Origin of the sequence: Pseudomonas donghuensis (genome assembly GCF_000259195.1) — a bacterium.
GTDB classification, from domain to species: domain Bacteria; phylum Pseudomonadota; class Gammaproteobacteria; order Pseudomonadales; family Pseudomonadaceae; genus Aquipseudomonas; species Aquipseudomonas donghuensis.
In genome coordinates this window covers 298,732-316,484 of record NZ_JH650758.1, presented here as the reverse complement: position 1 = coordinate 316,484, position 17,753 = coordinate 298,732, and the positions used below count along the sequence as shown (strand labels likewise).

Below are 17,753 nucleotides of genomic sequence, written 5' to 3'. Positions count from 1 at the left end.
ATGTGCGATACCATGCAGGTACCTTGCGGCGACCTGCCGCACAGCAGGAGCGAGCATGTCCCACCCCTTTGAAACACTCACCCCCGATCTGGTCCTGGACGCCGTGGAAAGCATCGGTTTTCTCAGCGACGCCCGGGTACTGGCACTCAACAGCTACGAGAACCGGGTCTACCAGGTGGGCATCGAAGGGGCTGAACCACTGATCGCCAAGTTCTACCGCCCGGACCGCTGGAGCGACGCGGCGATCCTCGAAGAACACAGCTTTACCGCTGAACTGGCCGAGTGCGAAGTGCCGGTGGTGGCGCCACTTATCCACAACGGCAAGACCCTGTTCGAACACAGCGGCTTTCGCTTCACCCTGTTCCCGCGCCGTGGCGGCCGGGCGCCGGAGCCAGGCAACCTCGATCAGCTGTATCGCCTCGGGCAGCTGCTCGGTCGTCTGCATGGGGTCGGCGCCACCCGCCCGTTCGAGCATCGCGAAGCACTGGCCGTGGATAACTTCGGCCACGCCTCGCTCAATACCCTGCTCGAAGGCAACTTCATCCCCAAAAGCCTGCTGCCGGCCTTCGAGTCGGTGGCCCGCGATCTGCTCAAGCGGGTCGAGGCGATTTACGCCAGCACCCCGCACCAGGTCATTCGCCTGCACGGCGACTGCCACCCGGGGAACATGATGTGTCGCGACGAGGTGTTTCACATCGTCGACCTCGATGACTGCCGCATGGGCCCGGCGGTACAGGACCTGTGGATGATGCTCGCCGGCGAGCGCCACGAACGCCTGGGCCAGTTGGCCGAGCTGATGGATGGCTACAACGAGTTCCACGATTTCGACCCGCGCGAACTGGCCCTGATCGAACCTTTGCGTGCCCTGCGCCTGTTGCACTACAGCGCCTGGCTGGCCCGGCGCTGGGACGATCCGGCGTTCCCGCGCAGCTTCCCCTGGTTCGGCCAGGAGCGTTACTGGGGCGACCAGATCCTCGCCCTGCGCGAGCAGATCGCCGCGCTGGATGAAGAACCGCTGAAATTGTTCTGAAGCGCGCGTGAGTCTGTCTACAATAGCCCCCTGCTTTTAGATAGCTGCCTAAGCAAGGAATCTGCATGCACGCCGCCAACCCGCGCCGCGGGTACATCCTGGGCCTGAGCGCCTACATCATCTGGGGCTTGTTCCCGCTCTACTTCAAAGCGCTGCAAAGCGTCCCCGCAGTGGAAATCATCGTCCACCGGGTGCTCTGGTCGGCGTTGTTCGGCTCGTTGCTGCTGCTGGTCTGGAAGCATCCGGGCTGGCTGCGCGAACTGCGCGAAAACCCCAAACGCCTGGCGATCCTGGCCTTGAGCGGCTCGCTGATCGCCGGCAACTGGCTGACCTACGTGTGGTCGGTGAACAACGGGCGCATGCTCGAGGCCAGCCTGGGCTACTACATCAACCCGCTGGTCAACGTGCTGCTCGGCATGCTCCTGCTCGGGGAGCGCTTGCGCCGCCTGCAGTGGATTGCCGTGGGCCTGGCCGCACTCGGGGTGGCCCAGCAGGTCTGGCAAGTGGGCAGCCTGCCCTGGGTGTCGTTGGTGCTGGCACTGAGCTTTGGCTTCTACGGCCTGATCCGCAAGCAGGCGCCGGTAGCCGCCCTGCCCGGGCTGGTGGTCGAGACCTGGATGCTGGTGCCGCTGGCCATCGGCTGGATGCTGCTCAACCCCATGGCGCATAGTGCCCAGGCAAGCTTCTATACCAGCAGCGAAGCGCTCTGGCTGATAGCCGCAGGGCCAGTCACGCTGGTACCCCTGGTGTGTTTCAACGCCGCCGCGCGGCACCTGCCCTACACCACCCTGGGCTTCTTGCAGTACCTGGCCCCCACCCTGGTATTGCTGCAGGCGGTGTGGCTGTTTGACGAGCACCTGTCGAGCAGCACCCTGGTGGCCTTCATGTTCATCTGGGCAGGCCTGGCGCTATATAGCGTGGATGCCTGGTTGAGCCTGCGCCGGCGCAGCTGATCAAAAAATGTACGAAGCGCTGCAGGCCACGCAATTTGTGGCCTGTAGCGACATCTCCCAAGGTTATCCACAGGCGCATCCCCGATAAACCGGGATAACTAATCCTCAGGGCGCAGGTTCAATTCCACCATCAGGTCGTCGGCCAGCGCTTCCAGTTTGTGCTGCAGGACATCCAGCGACAGCGTCAGTGGCACCGCCAGCAAGGCATCGGCATGGAACAGCGGCTCGCTGCTCATCGGCGCCGGGCGCACCTCGGTGGTCAGGCGCTCGACGTTGACGCCCTGATCGGCCAGCAGCCGGGTGATGTCGCGGACAATACCGGGGCGGTCATTGCCCACCAGCTCCATGGCGATCGGCTTCCAGGTGCAGGACGGCTCGATACCGCTTTCGGCAATCAAGACACGAATATCGTGCTTGCCCAAGGCCTGTAGCGCCTCGACCAGTTCATCGTAGGACTCGGCCGGTACCGCGACCTTGAGAATGCCGGCAAATTGCCCGGCCATCCGCGACATGCGGCTCTCCAACCAGTTACCGTTATGCTCGGCAATGCATTCAGCGATACGCTCGACCTGCCCGGCCTTGTCGGGGGCGATCACTGTCAATACGAGATGATCCACGCGGCAACCCTCTGCATTTAACGTTCAGCCCCTGAAATCAAAGGGCGCGGAGAAAGTATAGGCAAGGCGCGGCAACCTGCCGCAGGAGCTTCGAATGACTAATCGTGTACTGTTTCAAGATTTATCTGGAACAATCTGCCGGTTTTTTGAGAACATACCGACTCCCAGCGTGACCCTATGCGACCAATTGGTCGCAGAACGACGTATTTAGTCTAATTTTCACAACCGCAGCGCATCATGTAGTATGCCGCAGCGCGGACTACAAAACGTTGGATCGATGTCTGCCAAGGCGCCTGTGAAAATACGCCAACGCCCGCCAGCCTGTCTGGCAGGCCGCACCCAGCCGCCCGCGAGGGCATGTTCTGGTGCCGTGTTTAGAGAAGCGCGCAAGGCTTAAATAGAAGAGCTGAATAGCTGAGCAGAGTGAGGCAAGCAATGACTGAACACGTTCAAGTCGGTGGCCTTCAGGTCGCCAAAGTCCTGTTCGACTTCGTGAACAACGAAGCCATTCCCGGAACCGGCGTCAGCGCCGAGCAATTCTGGGTGGGTGCGGAAAAGATCATCAACGACCTCGCTCCAAAGAACAAAGCACTGCTGGCCAAACGTGACGCATTGCAGGCGCAGATCGACGCCTGGCATCAGGCGCGCAAAGGCCAGGCTCACGATGCCGTGGCTTACAAGGCCTTCCTTCAGGACATCGGTTACCTGCTGCCAGAAGCTGCAGACTTCCAGGCCTCGACCCAGAACGTCGATGACGAAATCGCCCGCATGGCCGGCCCGCAGCTGGTCGTGCCGGTGATGAATGCGCGCTTCGCCCTGAACGCCTCCAACGCCCGCTGGGGTTCGCTGTACGACGCGCTGTATGGCACTGACGCCATCAGCGAAGCCGGCGGCGCGGAAAAAGGCAAAGGCTACAACAAGGTTCGCGGCGATAAGGTGATTGCCTTCGCCCGCGCCTTCCTCGACGAATCGGCGCCATTGGCCGCCGGCTCCCATGTCGACTCCACGGCTTACCGCATTGAAGGCGCCAAGTTGGTTGTCGCCCTCAAGGGTGGCAGCAACAGCGGCCTGCGCGATGATGCGCAGTTGATCGGTTACCAGGGCGACGCCTCGGCGCCGACCGCGATCCTGCTCAAGCACAACGGCCTGCACTTCGAGATCCAGATCGACGCCAGCACCCCGGTCGGCCAGACCGACGCCGCCGGCGTCAAGGACGTGCTGATGGAAGCCGCCCTGACCACCATCATGGACTGCGAAGACTCGGTCGCCGCCGTCGACGCCGACGACAAAGTGGTGATCTACCGCAACTGGCTTGGCCTGATGAAAGGTGACCTGGCTGAAAGCGTCAGCAAAGCGGGCCAGACCTTCACCCGGACCATGAACCCGGACCGCGAATACACCGCGCCAAACGGTGGTTCGCTCAGCCTGCACGGCCGTTCGCTGCTGTTCGTGCGTAACGTCGGTCACCTGATGACCATCGATGCCATTCTCGACAAAGACGGCAACGAAGTGCCGGAAGGTATCCTCGATGGCCTGGTCACCAGCCTGGCCTCGATCCACAACCTCAACGGCAACACCAGCCGCAAGAACAGCCGCACCGGCTCCATGTACATCGTCAAACCGAAGATGCATGGCCCGGAAGAAGCCGCGTTCACCAACGAGCTGTTCGGCCGTATCGAAGATGCCCTGGGCCTCAAGCGCAACACCCTGAAGGTCGGCATCATGGATGAGGAGCGCCGCACCACGGTCAACCTCAAGGCCTGTATCAAAGCTGCCAGCGAGCGCGTGGTGTTCATCAACACCGGCTTCCTCGACCGTACCGGTGACGAGATCCACACCTCCATGGAAGCCGGCGCCGTCGTGCGCAAGGGCGCCATGAAGACCCAGAAGTGGATCGGCGCCTACGAGAACTCCAACGTCGACATCGGCCTGGCCACCGGCCTGCAAGGCCGCGCCCAGATCGGTAAAGGCATGTGGGCCATGCCGGACCTGATGGCCGACATGCTCGAGCAGAAGATCGCCCACCCACTGGCCGGTGCCAACACCGCCTGGGTGCCGTCGCCGACCGCCGCGGCCCTGCACGCCCTGCACTATCACAAGGTTGACGTATTCGCCCGCCAGGCGGAACTGGCCAAGCGCGCACCGGCTTCGGTCGATGACATCCTGACCATCCCGCTGGCGACCGACACCAACTGGTCGGACGAAGAAAAGCGCAACGAGCTGGACAACAATGCCCAGGGCATCCTCGGCTATGTGGTGCGCTGGATCGACCAGGGTGTGGGCTGCTCGAAAGTGCCGGACATCAACGATGTCGGCCTGATGGAAGACCGCGCCACCCTGCGGATTTCCGCGCAGTTGCTGGCCAACTGGCTGCGTCATGGCGTGGTGACTGAAGCGCAGATCCTTGAAAGCCTCAAGCGCATGGCGCCGGTGGTCGACAAGCAGAACGCCAACGACCCGCTGTACCGCCCGCTGGCACCGGACTTCGACAACAACATCGCCTTCCAGGCGGCAGTCGAACTGGTCGTCGAAGGCACCAAGCAACCGAACGGTTATACCGAGCCGGTACTGCATCGTCGTCGTCGTGAGTTCAAGGCCAAGAACGGTCTGTAACATCCTCGGGGCTGCTTTGCAGCCCCATCCCTGGCAAGCCAGCTCCCACAGGTCGGTGAATGCAGTCCCTGTGGGAGCTGGCTTGCCAGCGATGAGGCCAGACCTGTCTAAGAAATCCCCAGTTCCCTGCGCACCAACCTCACCAGCTTGTCCAGATCGATCGGCTTGAGCAGAAAGTCGACGACGCTCAAGTGCATCGCCTCGATGGCGTCCTTCACATCCGCAGCCCCTGACACAATGATGATCGGCATCGCCGCGCGCTCCGAGTCGCGTATGTGTCGAATCAGCTCCAGACCACCGAACGTGCCCATGCGCAGGTCGGTGATCACCAGGCCAATACCCCGCTCCTTGTCCAGACACTCCAGTGCCTGCTGGCCGCTGTCGGCGGTCAGGCATTTGAACCGCTTGGAACTCAGGTACCTGGCCAACGCTTCGCGGGCCACCCGGTTGTCATCAACGATCAATACCTTCGGCGCCGCCGACCGCGCCGTTACCGAGGCCAGCGCCTCACGCTCGGCCTCGCTCAGAATGTTTTCGTGGTCGGACATGGCTGTCTCATCATCAATGACCTGCTAAATGTCCTTTGAATCAAGTTCAGACTGCATTGAGATTAGTTGCAAACTGCCTTTCGTCGGGTAATTGACACATGACGCAGCACTTCAACTCCCTGACGCAGTTTATAGACTTACGTCCAATGGGCACTGAGCAGCCCGCGACCGACCATGAACAACGAAAACAACAAGGTCGATGGTCACAGCTCGACACAAAGACGCGGTAATGCTCATGAGCAAAATGGACGCCTTCGCCCAGGCAGGAAAGACTGCAGTGATGCAGAACATCCAGGGGACCATGCAGTTTCTGCAACGCTTTCCACCGTTCAATCAGATGGAGAACGCCCACCTGGCGTTTCTCGTCGAACAGTGCCAACTGCGCTTCTATGCGGCCAATGACAGCATCATCAAGCCCAGCGACGGTCCGGTCGAGCACTTCTACATCGTCAAGCAAGGCCGGGTGGTCGGCGAGCGCCAACACGTCACCCGCCCCGGCACCGAAACCACGTTCGAGATCACCAGCGGCGAGTGCTTCCCCCTGGCCGCCCTGCTCGGCGAACGGGCTACCCGCACCGAACACCTGGCCGGCGAAGACACCTTCTGCCTGCAATTGAACAAGGCCGCGTTCATCCGCCTGTTCACCCTGTCCGAAGCGTTTCGCGACTTTGCCCTGCGCGGGGTCAGCAGCCTGCTCGATCAGGTCAACCAGCAGGTCCAGCGCCGCGCGGTGGAAACCCTCGGCAACCAGTATTCACTGAACACCCGCCTGGGCGAACTGGCCATGCGTCATCCGGTGGTCTGCGATCCGGCCACGCCGCTGCGTGAGGCCGTACGCCTGATGCACGAGCAGCAGGTCGGCAGCATTGCCATTGTCGATGAGCAACGCTTCCCGATCGGTATCTTCACCCTGCGCGACCTGCGCCAGGTGGTGGCCGATGCCAGCGCCGACTTCACCCAGCCGATCAGCCGGCACATGACCGCCTCGCCTTTCTACCTGAGCCCGCAGGCCAGCGCCTTCGATGCTGCCATCGCCATGACCGAGCGGCATATTGCCCACGTCTGCCTGGTCGAAGAGCGGCGCTTGTGCGGCGTGGTGTCCGAGCGTGACCTGTTCTCCCTGCAACGGGTCGACCTGGTCCATCTGGCACGCACCATCCGCCATGCCAGCCGAGTCGAAAACCTGGTGTCGCTGCGCGGCGAGATCAGCCAGCTGGTCGAGCGCATGCTGGCCCACGGTGCTTCGTCTACGCAGATCACCCAAATCATCACCCTGCTCAACGACCATACCGTATGCCGGGTCATCGAGCTGGCGATCGAAGACAAGGGCGACCCGGGCGTGCCGTTCAGCTGGCTTTGCTTTGGCAGTGAAGGGCGCCGCGAACAGACCCTGCACACCGACCAGGACAACGGCATTATTTTCGAAGCACGCGATGCTGCCCATGCCGCCGAGATTCGTGGCCGCCTGCTGCCGCTGGCCCAACACATCAACCAGGGCCTGGCGCAGTGCGGCTTCAGCCTGTGCAAGGGCAACATCATGGCCGGCAACCCCGAGCTGTGCCTGTCCCGCGCTGAGTGGGCACGGCGCTTTGCCGCTTTCATTCGCGAAGCCACGCCGGAAAACCTGCTGGCTTCAAGCATCTACTTTGACCTGCGAGTGGTCTGGGGCGATGAACAGGCCTGTGAACAACTGCGCCAGAGCATCCTCGAGCAAGTGGCCGACAACCGTCTGTTCCAGCGCATGATGGCCGAGAATGCCCGGCGTCAGCGGCCGCCGGTGGGGCGCTTTCGTGAGTTCGTGCTGACCCGCCAGGGCAATGACAAAGCCGCCACCCTCGACCTCAAGGTCCAGGGCCTGACGCCGTTTGTCGATGGCGCACGCCTGCTGGCCCTGGCCAATGGCATCGTTGCCAACAACACGCTGGAGCGCCTGCGCCAGTTGGTGGCCAAGGAAGTGATCGACCCGCTCGACGGCGCCGCTTATGAGGAGGCCTACCACTTCATCCAGCAAACCCGCATGCAGCAACATCAACTGCAGAGCCGGCAAAACCTGCCGTACTCCAACCGGGTCGACCCCGACCGCCTCAACCACCTGGACCGGCGCATCCTGCGCGAGTCCCTGCGCCAGGCCCAGCGCCTGCAAAGCAGCCTGGCCCTGCGGTACCAGCTATGAGCCTGTTTGCCTGGCTACGCCCCAGCCAACCGCGGCTCGACGAACACCTGCGCCAGCGCGTGGAACAACTGACGGCCCCGGCACCACTGGCCGAACACAGCCTGCGCCAGCAGCGCTGGGTAGTGCTCGACCTGGAAACCAGCGGCCTGAATCTCAACCGTGACCAGGTGCTGTCGATCGGCGCGGTGGTGATCGAAGACGGCGCCATCGACTTCAGTCAGCAGTTCGAGCGCACGCTGAACCAGCGCGATCACAAGCTCACCTCCAGCGTGCTGATCCACGGTCTGGGCCCCAGTGCCATCGCTGCAGGTTGCGAGCCGGCCGAAGCCCTGCTCACACTGATGGACTTTATCGGCGACAGCCCACTGCTGGCCTTTCATGCGCCCTTCGACCAGCGCATGCTCGGCCGCGCCCTGAAAGACCACCTGGGCTATCGCCTGCAGCATCCGTTCCTGGATGTCGCCGAGCTGGCCCCCCTGCTCAACCCGCAGGTCACCCTGCGCGAAGCCGGGCTGGACGACTGGACCGCCTACTTCGGCCTGCAAGCCGCCGAGCGCCATAACGCCAGTGCCGATGCCATGGTGACTGCCGAGCTGGCGCTGATCCTGTTCAGCCAGGCTCGGCGCCAGCAACTGGACAGCCCGGCGCTGCTTGACCAGCAACTGCAGCGGCTGCGCAGGCGTCGGCAACAAAGTCATGGCTTTTAAGCATCATCCGATGAGTGTGAATTGCGTCTGATGGGGAGCTTCTGCGACAATCGCGAATAATTCTCGTTAGTTAACGCATCTTTTCGGGGAACGCCTTGTCGTCTGTGCAAAGCCCACACACTGAGCTGGTCGGTGCGCTGTACCGTGACCATCGCAGTTGGCTGCTCGCCTGGCTGCGGCGCAACATCGCCTGCGCCGAGCGCGCCGAAGACCTGAGCCAGGACACTTTCGTGCGCCTGCTCGGGCGCGCGCAATTGCCTGCGCCGCGCGAACCCCGGGCGTTCCTCCTGGCCATCGCCAAAGGCCTGCTGTTCGACCACTTTCGCCGCGCCGCACTGGAGCAGGCGTATCTGGCCGAGTTGATGCTGATGCCCGAGGCCGAGCATCCCTCCCCTGAACAACAGCAGCTGATCCTCGAAGACCTCAAGGCCATCGACCGCCTGCTCGGCAAGCTGTCGAGCAAGGCACGGGCGGCCTTCCTGTACAACCGCCTGGACGGCCTGGGCCATGCCGAGATTGCCGAGCGCCTGGGTGTTTCCGTCTCACGGGTACGCCAGTACCTGGCCCAGGGCCTGCGCCAGTGTTATGTGGCGCTGTATGGTGAGCCGACATGAACAACAAGCCGGTTTCGGCGCGCGTGCTGGATGCCGCGATCGCTTGGCAGCTGTGCCTGGACTCGGGCACTGGTAACGCCGATGAGCGCGCCGAGTTCGCCCGCTGGCATGCCGCCAACGAAGAGCACGCCCGCGCCTGGATGCAACTGGGCATGCTCGACCAGCGTTTCAGTGCCGCAGCCGGCCCTGCGCGCCAGGCCCTGTTGCAGTCCCGCGCCGGTCTGCGCCAGCGGGTGCGCAAGCTAGGCGGTGGCCTGGCCAGCCTGATGCTGGTGGTTGGCCTGCTGAGCTGGGTCAATGCCCATCAGTCGCTAGGCTACTGGCTGGCCGACCAGCGCACCGGCACTGGCGAGCAGCGCACCCTGCGCCTGACCGACGGCACCCTGATCAGCCTCAACACCCATTCGGCAGTGGACATCCGCTTCGACGAGAAACAACGCCTGATCGTGTTGCACGAAGGCGAAATCTCCATCGAGACCGGCCACAAGGATGATCGGCCGTTCGTGGTCAGCACTGAAGACGGCCGCATGCGGGCGCTGGGTACGCGCTTTCTGGTCAAGCTCGAAGGCCAGGGCACGCGCCTGAGCGTGCTGCAGTCGGCGGTGGCTGCCCGGCCACAGGACAGTGGCGACGAGCAGATCCTCAAGGAAGGCCAACAAGTGCTGATGAGTCACGACCGCCTGGGCCGCATCGATAGCCTGGCCGCCGGTGCCGATGCCTGGACCCGCGGCATGCTGGTGGTCGACAACGTACGCCTGGCCGATCTGATTGACGAACTGGGGCGCTATCGCAGCGGGCATCTGGGGGTTGCTGCGGATGTAGCCGACCTGCGCATCAGCGGCAGCTTCCCGCTCAACAATACCGACCTGGCACTGACCTCGTTGCTGCCGACCTTACCGGTGCAGATCGAGCAACGTACACCGTGGTGGGTGACGGTGGTGGCTAAACGCGATACGCACTGAGCCCTATCGCGGGGCAAGCCCGCTCCTACAGGAGATGGTTTGCCCCGAAAGCAGCCTGAAATAAAAATCGAAATTATTTCCACTACCCTCTGACACTTTTCCCAACTCACTCGGCAAGGAAGCTAGTTAGCACTTACTTCCGTCGAGGAGCCGCTGTATGTCCCGCGCTTTTGAGAACGTTCTGCGTCCCGGCCTGCTGGCCGTGGCCATTGCCCTGGCAGCACCTCTGGCGAGCAGCCCGCTGATTGCCGCCGAACAATCGGCCAGCCTGCGCAGCTACAACCTGCCCGCCGCCCCGCTGTCGACCACGCTCAACCAGATCGCCAGCCAGGCCGGCATCGCCCTGACCCTGGACCCGAGCCTGGCCAGCGGCCGCACCTCGGCGCCGGTCAGCGGACAGTACGACGGCGTCGGCGCCCTGCAAGCGGCCTTGCGCGGCACCGGCCTGCAACTGCAGCAGAGCAGCGCCGGCACCTACAGCCTGATCGCCGCCCCCGAAGGCACCCTGGCCCTGCCGGAAACCAGCGTCAACGCCCGCAGCGACTACGAAAGCGCCTGGGGCCCGGCCACCGGCTTCACCGCCACCCGCACCGCAGCCGGTACCAAAACCGATACACCGATCGTTGAAGTGCCGCGCTCGATGAGCGTGATCACCCGCGAGCAACTGGACGACCGCCAGATCCTCAACCTCAACGACGCCTTGCGCTATACCGCCGGCGTACAGAGCAGCGGCTACGCCTCCGACCCCCGCGCCGACTGGCTGCGGGTACGCGGTTTCGACCCGACCCAGTTCCTCGACGGCCTGCCGTTGCCCAAAGGCTCGTTCGCCAACCCGAAAGTCGAGCCATGGAACCTGGAGCGCATCGCCGTGCTGCGCGGCCCGGCATCGTCGGTTTACGGCCAGACCCCACCCGGCGGCATGCTCGACATGGTCAGCCGCCGCCCCCAGGCGCAAAGCGCCCACCAGATCGAAGCGCAGGTTGGCAGCAACAACCATCGCCAGATCAACTTCGACAGCACCGGCAAAATCGATGACGACGGCCAGTTCCTTTACCGCGTCAGCGGCGTCGTCCGCGACAGTGACTCGCCAACCGACCATGTCCCGGACAAGCGCTATAACCTTGCGCCAAGCCTGACCTGGAACATGGATGCAGACACCAGCCTGACCTTCATCACCCAGTTCACCCGTGACGATACCGGTATCAGTGGCCAGTTCCTGCCGCTGCAGGGCACCAAGCTGGGCTCGCCGGCCGGCGACATCTCCCATCACAAGAACCTCGGCGACCCGGACTGGGAATTCTACGATCGCACCTACTACGCCCTGGGCTATGCCTTCGAGCACCGTCTGAACGATGTCTGGCAGTTCCGTCAGAACCTGCGCTACACCAAGAGCGACCTGTCGTTCCAGGGCATCAACGTCGCGACCATGAACAACGACACGATCCAGCCTGACGGCACCGTTCCTCGCGAGACCGGCATCGTCAACGAAGACATCAGCCAGTTCGCCGTCGACAACAACTTCCAGGCCGACTTCCAGACCGGCGCCCTGAGCCATACCCTGCTGATCGGCCTCGACCACCAGCGCTCGAACACCAACTACCGCTGGGACTACGGTCTGAGCTACAGCGTACCGCCAGGCAATGTGATCAACCCGCCGTACGGCCAGGACTTTTCCAAGGTGGATTACTTCACCATGTACGACTACGGCCAGAAAACCCGCCAGACCGGCTTCTACGTGCAAGACCAGATCGCCCTCGACAACTGGCGCCTGACCCTGGGCGGGCGTGAAGACTGGGTACACACCGGCACCACCTTCCACAATCAGAACGATGCGACCAGCACCGAACGCGACAAGGCCTTTACCGGCAACATCGGCCTGAGCTACGTGTTCGACAACGGCGTGACCCCGTACATCTCCTACACCGAGTCGTTCCAGCCAACTACCGGCGCCGCCGTCGCCTCCACGGATTCGTTCAAACCGACCGAAGGCCGCCAATACGAAGTCGGCATCAAGTACCAGCCGGTTGGCAGCCAGAACCTCTACACCGCTGCCGTGTATGACCTGCGCCAGGACAACGTGAAAGTCACCGAAGGCAACATTACCCAGCAGGTTGGCCAGTTGCAGGTCCGCGGCCTTGAACTGGAGGCCACCACACAGGTGACCGAAAACCTCAAGCTGATCGGCTCCTACAGCTACACCGACACCGAGATCCTCAAGGGTGCGGCCAACGAGCAAGGCAACCGCATGGCGCTGATCCCGCGCAACCAGGCGACCCTGTGGGCGGACTACACCTGGCACAACGGCCTGCTCGACGGCTTTGGCGTCGGCGGTGGCGTGCGTTATGTCGGTGACAACTACGGCAACACCACCAACACCGATCTCGGTTATGTCGGCTCCTACACCGTCTACGATGCGTCGGTGCACTACGACCTGGGCCGCAAGGTCAGCACGCTCAAAGGCATGACCGTCGCCGTCGAAGCCAAGAACCTGTTCAACAAGGACTACCTGGCCAACTGCGACGGCTACTGGTGCTACTACGGTGACGAGCGCAACGTCGTTGCCAGCGTCAACTACAAATTCTAAGGCCGCGGATGAACAGCCGAACCATCCGTCGCTGGTCCTTCGTCCACACCTGGACCAGCCTGATCTGCACCCTGTTCCTGCTGATGCTGGCAGTCACCGGCTTACCGTTGATCTTCCATCACGAGATCGACCACTTGCTGGGCGATGCCCCCGAGCTCAAGCAGATGCCGGCCGACACACCCAAGCTCGATTTGCAGGAACTGGTGCTCAAGGCCCAGGCCCATCGCCCTGGCGAGGTGATGCAGTACTTCGGCTGGGATGAGGACGACAGCAACGGCGTGATCGCAATCATGGCCGCCACCGCAGGCACCGAACCGAATTCGTCGCACACGTTCATGCTCGATGCACGCAGCGGCGAAGCGGTGGAAATGCCTTCGGCCAACGGCGGCTTCATGATGACCATGCTGCGCCTGCATGTGGACATGTTCGCCGGGCTGCCCGGCAAGCTGCTGCTGGCGTTCATGGGCCTGTTGTTCGTGGTGGCGATCGTCTCCGGCGTGGTGCTCTATGCGCCATTCATGCGCCGGCTGAAGTTCGCTACCGTGCGCAACGACAAGTCCACGCGCCTGCGCTGGCTCGACCTGCACAACCTGATCGGCATCGTCACCCTGACCTGGGCGCTGGTGGTTGGGGTTACCGGGGTCATCAGCGCCCTGTCGGATCTGGTCATCGCGGCGTGGCGCAACGAAAGCCTGACGGCGATGGTCGCGCCTTACCGCGATGCACCGCCGCTAACGGAGCTGGCGCCGGTCAGTCGGGTTCTGGATATCGCTGCGCAAGCCGCGCCAGGCATGCAGCCGGATTTCATCGCCTTCCCCGGCACGCGTTTCTCCAGCGAGCATCACTATGCGGTGTTCATGAAGGGCAGCACCCACCTGACCGCACACTTGCTGACCCCGGTGCTGATCGACGCCAGTAACCTTGAAGTCACCGCCATCGGCGACCGGCCCTGGTACATGGACGCCATGGGCCTGTCGCAGCCACTGCACTTCGGTGACTACGGCGGCCGGCCGATGCAAGTTCTCTGGGCAGTGCTGGATGTGCTGACCATCATCGTGCTGGGTAGCGGGGTGTACCTGTGGGTAGTGCGCCGACGGGCCAGCAAGCCGGTTGCTGTGGCACAAGCGGAGACAGTGCAATGAAGCGCAAGTCGTCAAGCTTCTGGAGCGTGTTCGGCATGCCAGTGGCGATAGCCCTGGTGGGCGCGCTGGGGCTGTTTGCCGCCTTGCTTGGCGATGGCTGGTGGGATGCCCTGGCCTGGGCGGGGTTGGGTTTGCCAGCGCTGTACAGCTTGCGCGGCTTGGCTCGATAGCAATCGCGGGGCAAGCCCCGCGATGCGGTTTTATCAGTCCGCCAGCTTCGGCAGGCACTCATCCAGGCGCTTGTACAGCGCACTGCCAGCGGGCCAGTTGCGCAACAACCGCGCCCGATCACGGGCAAAAGCCTGGGCAAAGCTCATCTGGGTAGCGTGATGACACATGGCATCCAGATCGATCAGCGACCATTGGCCGTCCTGCCAGAACAGGTTGTGGCCCTTCATGTCGCCGTGGCTGATGCGCTCGTGGATCAACTGAGCGAGCAGGTGCTGCAAGGCCTGCAGTTGCTCCTCGGGCACCTCGCCGGATTCGACATACGGCGCGAAACAGGCCAACAGATCCGGGCCATCAGCGTACTCGGTGACCAGATAGGCGCGGCTGCGCAAGCCCATGAAGCGCAGCTCCTGCACCGCCAGCGGCTTGGGCGTGGCAATGCCGAGAAACTCCAGGCGATGCCCTTCGATCCACGAATGCCAGGCCCGGCTCGGGCGCCAGAAGCGCTTGAACCAATGGGCAGTGTTCTTGATGTTATAGCGTTTGAGCACCAGTGGCCGGCCATTGACCTCAACCTTGGCCACGCTGGCGGCGCCGCCGGTCTTGTACAGGTGGCCCTGGTCGATCAGGGTATCGGCCTGCTCCAGCACCGGCAGCATGGCGACCACTTCGTTGCGACGAATTGAACGCAGGCCCGACGCGCCGCGCTCGACGCTGAACAGCGTGCACTCGCGCCCGGCCTTGTCGAGGTAGTCCTTCAGACGCCAACTGCGCACCTTGTCGATCTGCTTCTGCAGGGCTTCCAGCGGCAGCGCGTGCTCGGCGTTGGCCAGCAGGTAATGCACCAGCAGCTCTTCGATAAAGGGCTCCAGACGCTTGGGCAACTGGGCGAACAATACCCCGAGGTTCTGCAACACCTGTTGGCGCGACAGCGGCTGGCCAAGGGTTTCGGCCTTGATCCCGGCGCCATCGATCAAATACAGCTGGCCGTTATGGCGCAGCAGGTTGTCCAGGTGCAGGTCGTCCTGCCACAGGCCCTTGGCGTGCATCTGCGCCACCGCCGTCAGGGCTTCGCCGAGCACCAGGTGCTGTTCATCGGCCAGCGGCGGCAGGGCTTCGACTTCAGCCCAGGCATCGGCCAGGCTCACGGCGTTTTCGAGAAACTCGAACAGCAGCCAACCGCCCTCGCCTTCGCGCAAACCATCGGCCAGCAGCAGCGGCGTGGTCAGGCCCTGGGCCGCCAGCAGCCGCGCACCTTCCAGTTCACGCTGAAAATGCCGGGCGGCGCTGCTGCCGACCAGCAACTTGGCCAACACCGGCTTGCCACGCCAGATCCCGGCGCCAACATAGCGCTGGCCCGGCAGCACCCGCAGCAGGCTGAGCAACTGCAGCTCGGCGCTGCCAGCGGCGTCGGCCAGGCTGATGTTCAGGGGCAGGTCCGGGCTGCGCCCGGCATCCTTGAGTTCGGACAATCGCATCAGCGAGCCTCTTTCTCACGGCGGCGGCGCGTCAGGCGCTGCAGCCAGGTATCAACCAGCGGGCTATCGGTGGGCTGGTCCAGGTAGGACGAGAGCATCACCCGCACTTCAGCTTCGCTCCAGATCGGTGCCCGGCGCAACAGCGGCTCAAGATCCTTGAGCCGGTCGCGCATGCCCAGCAACAATGGCCGGGTCTTCTCCAGGTCGATCAGTTGCGCCTGCCAACTGTCGCTGCGGCTGCGCAGGAAGATGTGCTTGGGGTAGAAGCAGCCATGCACCTGGTTGGCGGTGTGCAGGGTACGCGCCAGTTGCCCGCAGGCACGCAGGATGCCCTGGCGCTGGCCGATGTCCAGTTGTGGCCACTGCCCCAGCAGGCTGTCCAGATCGCTCCAGTCATCCAGGGCACGGGTCATGAGGATCGCCCGACGCTCGCCTTCGACCTTGCGCTCGCCGTAGTACACCGCCTGCAAGGCAGGGATACCGAGCTTCTGGTAGCGGCTGATATTGCGAAACTCGCGGGCGAAGGTTGGCTCGCCGAACGGTCGGTGCAAGGTGCGGGTCAGGTAGTCGCTCTGGCGCTTGAGGTAATAGCCCTTGCCTTCAAGCTCCAGGCGATAGACGCTGCTCCAGCCGCCACGGCCGGTATTGGGCTCGTCCACCGCATCGAGCTGCAGCGCCCACAGCTGATCGAAACCGTTGAGGCCATGGCGCTCAAGCAGCGCCACATCGGCACTGGAGAGAAAATCAGTCATTCGCGTCCCTCGAAAAACGTCACCACATGGCGAATGCGGCGTTTGTCCGATTCATTCAGACGCTCGCGCCCGCGGTACTGCAGGTAAAAGCGCAGTCGCTGGGTGTTCGACAAGTGATATTTGGCCACTTTGTCCAGGCACGCCAGGTCTTTGGTGATGCGGTAACGCAGCATGAAGCCCCACCAGAAATCGCCGGTCGGGCAGTCGATGAAAAATAGCGTGGCCTGGTCATCCACCAGCAGGTTGCGCCACTTCAGGTCGTTATGGGTGAAGTGGTGGTCATGCATGATCCGCGTGTGTCGCGCCAGCTGACGGCTGATGTGGTCGACCCAGCCGCGATCGGCCAGGCGTGCATCGTTGCGCTCGGCCAGCGCCGAGAGGTCTTCGGTGCGCGGCAGCTCGCGGGTGATCATCGCCCCGCGGCCAAAAGCCAGGCCATTACGCTCAAGGCCGAAGGCGATCACTTCAGCGGTGGGAATGTCCCACTTGGCGAACTGCTTGAGGTTCTGCCATTCAGCCTTGATTCGCGGGCGCCCGAGGTAGCGGCGCAGGCCTTTGCCAGCGCCGGTATAGCGCTTGACGTAATAGTTGACCCCCTCGCGCTCGACACGGATCACTTCGCTCAGCGGGTCGTGGGTCAGGCGCTCGCCCTTGAGGGCGAACACCGCTTCGATACTGCCAAAATCCGTCGCCAGGGCCTGGTAGGCAGGCTCCAGTTTCCAACCCGCCATCAGAGCGCGTCTCCGTACCGTTGTTTACGCTCGTAGAGCTTCTGCGCCTTGCCTTCCAGCCAGGCCAGCAGCCCGGCTTCCTCGGCGAGGATCTGCCGTAGCGGCTGCTGAAAGTAACCACGCAAGAAGCGCAACTTGTCGCGCCGGGTCAGGCCGATGTCCAGCGCCGAGAAGTACAGCGCGGCCAGGTCCTTGTCACGCCAGCGGTGGGAGATTTTCGCCCGGGTCTGGGCGCGGTGCAGGTCGATAACCGACAACTTGAAATCATCGGCCGTCACCGGCCGGTCGGTGTGCAGCAAGAAATGGCAGATGTAGCAGTCGCGGTGGTTGACCCCGGCGCGGTGCATCATGCCGGTCATGCGTGCCACTTCGGCGATCAGCGCACGCTTGAGACGCGGCGCGGGCGGCTGCTTGACCCAGTCGATGCTGAAGTCTTCGAGGCTGACGGTCGGCGCCAGTTCTTCGGTGACGATAAACGAATGCTGGGCAGCCGGGTTATCACCGCGCTCACCATAGGCCACCGCAGTCATGGTCGGCACGCCCACTTCATGCAGGCGCTGGATTGCCTGCCATTCCTGGCCGGCGCCGAGCACCGGCAGCTTGGCGGTGAACAGGTTCTTGAAGATCTCGCCCCAGCCGATGCCGCGGTGGATCTTGACGAAATAGCCGCGGCCTTCGACT

Annotated in this window: 16 protein-coding genes; 10 read left to right on the top strand and 6 right to left on the bottom strand. The window is 63.2% G+C overall.

Going from position 1 to position 17,753, the window contains the following annotated elements:
• Window positions 1-55 precede the first annotated feature (55 nt).
• Together UW3_RS0106040 and rarD are read left to right on the top strand one after the other, a co-directional pair.
• Window positions 56-1,030 carry a serine/threonine protein kinase gene (locus tag UW3_RS0106040; protein WP_010221400.1) on the top strand — a complete coding sequence of 325 codons (975 nt, stop codon included), beginning with the start codon at window positions 56-58 and terminating at the stop codon, window positions 1,028-1,030.
• Between the two features lie 65 nt (window positions 1,031-1,095).
• Window positions 1,096-1,983, top strand: a complete 888-nt coding sequence (rarD, locus tag UW3_RS0106035) for an EamA family transporter RarD (RefSeq protein WP_010221399.1) — start codon at window positions 1,096-1,098, stop codon at window positions 1,981-1,983.
• 98 nt (window positions 1,984-2,081) lie between these two features.
• Here the strand turns inward: rarD and UW3_RS0106030 are convergent, their stop codons facing one another.
• Complete coding sequence (locus UW3_RS0106030) at window positions 2,082-2,600, bottom strand: glycine cleavage system transcriptional repressor (RefSeq protein ID WP_010221398.1); 519 nt, start codon at window positions 2,598-2,600, stop codon at window positions 2,082-2,084.
• A gap of 435 nt (window positions 2,601-3,035) precedes the next feature.
• On the opposite strand from UW3_RS0106030, the gene UW3_RS0106025 reads away from it, so the two are divergent.
• Window positions 3,036-5,213, top strand: a complete 2,178-nt coding sequence (locus UW3_RS0106025) for a malate synthase G (RefSeq protein WP_010221397.1) — start codon at window positions 3,036-3,038, stop codon at window positions 5,211-5,213.
• 107 nt (window positions 5,214-5,320) lie between these two features.
• Here UW3_RS0106025 and UW3_RS0106020 read toward each other — a convergent pair whose 3' ends face one another.
• Window positions 5,321-5,761, bottom strand: coding sequence for a response regulator (locus UW3_RS0106020; protein WP_010221396.1), 441 nt, complete (start codon window positions 5,759-5,761; stop codon window positions 5,321-5,323).
• A gap of 235 nt (window positions 5,762-5,996) precedes the next feature.
• On the opposite strand from UW3_RS0106020, the gene UW3_RS0106015 reads away from it, so the two are divergent.
• The 7 genes from UW3_RS0106015 to UW3_RS28970 all read left to right on the top strand — a co-directional run bounded on the left by UW3_RS0106015 (window position 5,997) and on the right by UW3_RS28970 (window position 14,113).
• Window positions 5,997-7,934, top strand: a complete 1,938-nt coding sequence (locus tag UW3_RS0106015) for a DUF294 nucleotidyltransferase-like domain-containing protein (protein WP_010221395.1) — start codon at window positions 5,997-5,999, stop codon at window positions 7,932-7,934.
• Complete coding sequence (locus tag UW3_RS0106010; protein ID WP_010221394.1) at window positions 7,931-8,641, top strand: 3'-5' exonuclease; 711 nt, start codon at window positions 7,931-7,933, stop codon at window positions 8,639-8,641. Before UW3_RS0106015 ends, UW3_RS0106010 begins: the two co-directional genes overlap by 4 nt.
• A 95-nt stretch (window positions 8,642-8,736) precedes the next feature.
• Entirely contained in the window at window positions 8,737-9,255 is a 519-nt protein-coding gene (locus tag UW3_RS0106005) for an RNA polymerase sigma factor (protein ID WP_010221393.1), read from the top strand.
• Window positions 9,252-10,217 carry a FecR domain-containing protein gene (locus UW3_RS0106000; RefSeq protein ID WP_010221392.1) on the top strand — a complete coding sequence of 322 codons (966 nt, stop codon included), beginning with the start codon at window positions 9,252-9,254 and terminating at the stop codon, window positions 10,215-10,217. Before UW3_RS0106005 ends, UW3_RS0106000 begins: the two co-directional genes overlap by 4 nt.
• A gap of 157 nt (window positions 10,218-10,374) precedes the next feature.
• The gene (locus tag UW3_RS0105995; RefSeq protein ID WP_010221391.1) at window positions 10,375-12,801 is read left to right on the top strand and encodes a TonB-dependent siderophore receptor; all 2,427 of its coding nucleotides are present in this window, start codon (window positions 10,375-10,377) and stop codon (window positions 12,799-12,801) included.
• An 8-nt stretch (window positions 12,802-12,809) separates the two neighbouring features.
• Complete coding sequence (locus tag UW3_RS0105990; protein ID WP_010221390.1) at window positions 12,810-13,943, top strand: PepSY-associated TM helix domain-containing protein; 1,134 nt, start codon at window positions 12,810-12,812, stop codon at window positions 13,941-13,943.
• A complete protein-coding gene (locus UW3_RS28970; RefSeq protein WP_010221389.1) occupies window positions 13,940-14,113 on the top strand; it encodes a hypothetical protein in 174 nt (57 codons plus the stop codon). Before UW3_RS0105990 ends, UW3_RS28970 begins: the two co-directional genes overlap by 4 nt.
• A 33-nt stretch (window positions 14,114-14,146) precedes the next feature.
• Here UW3_RS28970 and UW3_RS0105980 read toward each other — a convergent pair whose 3' ends face one another.
• The 4 genes from UW3_RS0105980 to rfaP form a co-directional block, all read right to left on the bottom strand.
• A complete protein-coding gene (locus UW3_RS0105980; protein ID WP_010221388.1) occupies window positions 14,147-15,589 on the bottom strand; it encodes a lipopolysaccharide kinase InaA family protein in 1,443 nt (480 codons plus the stop codon).
• Window positions 15,589-16,341 (bottom strand): lipopolysaccharide kinase InaA family protein, encoded by a 753-nt coding sequence (locus UW3_RS0105975; protein WP_010221387.1) that lies wholly within the window; start codon window positions 16,339-16,341, stop codon window positions 15,589-15,591. The genes UW3_RS0105980 and UW3_RS0105975 overlap by 1 nt, the downstream gene beginning before the upstream one ends.
• Window positions 16,338-17,072: a lipopolysaccharide kinase InaA family protein gene (locus tag UW3_RS0105970; protein WP_010221386.1), complete on the bottom strand. Its 735-nt coding sequence runs from the start codon at window positions 17,070-17,072 to the stop codon at window positions 16,338-16,340. The genes UW3_RS0105975 and UW3_RS0105970 overlap by 4 nt, the downstream gene beginning before the upstream one ends.
• A partial coding sequence (gene rfaP, locus UW3_RS26575) for a lipopolysaccharide core heptose(I) kinase RfaP (protein ID WP_010221385.1) occupies window positions 17,072-17,753 on the bottom strand: 682 nt, incomplete at its 5' end. The genes rfaP and UW3_RS0105970, both read right to left, overlap by 1 nt.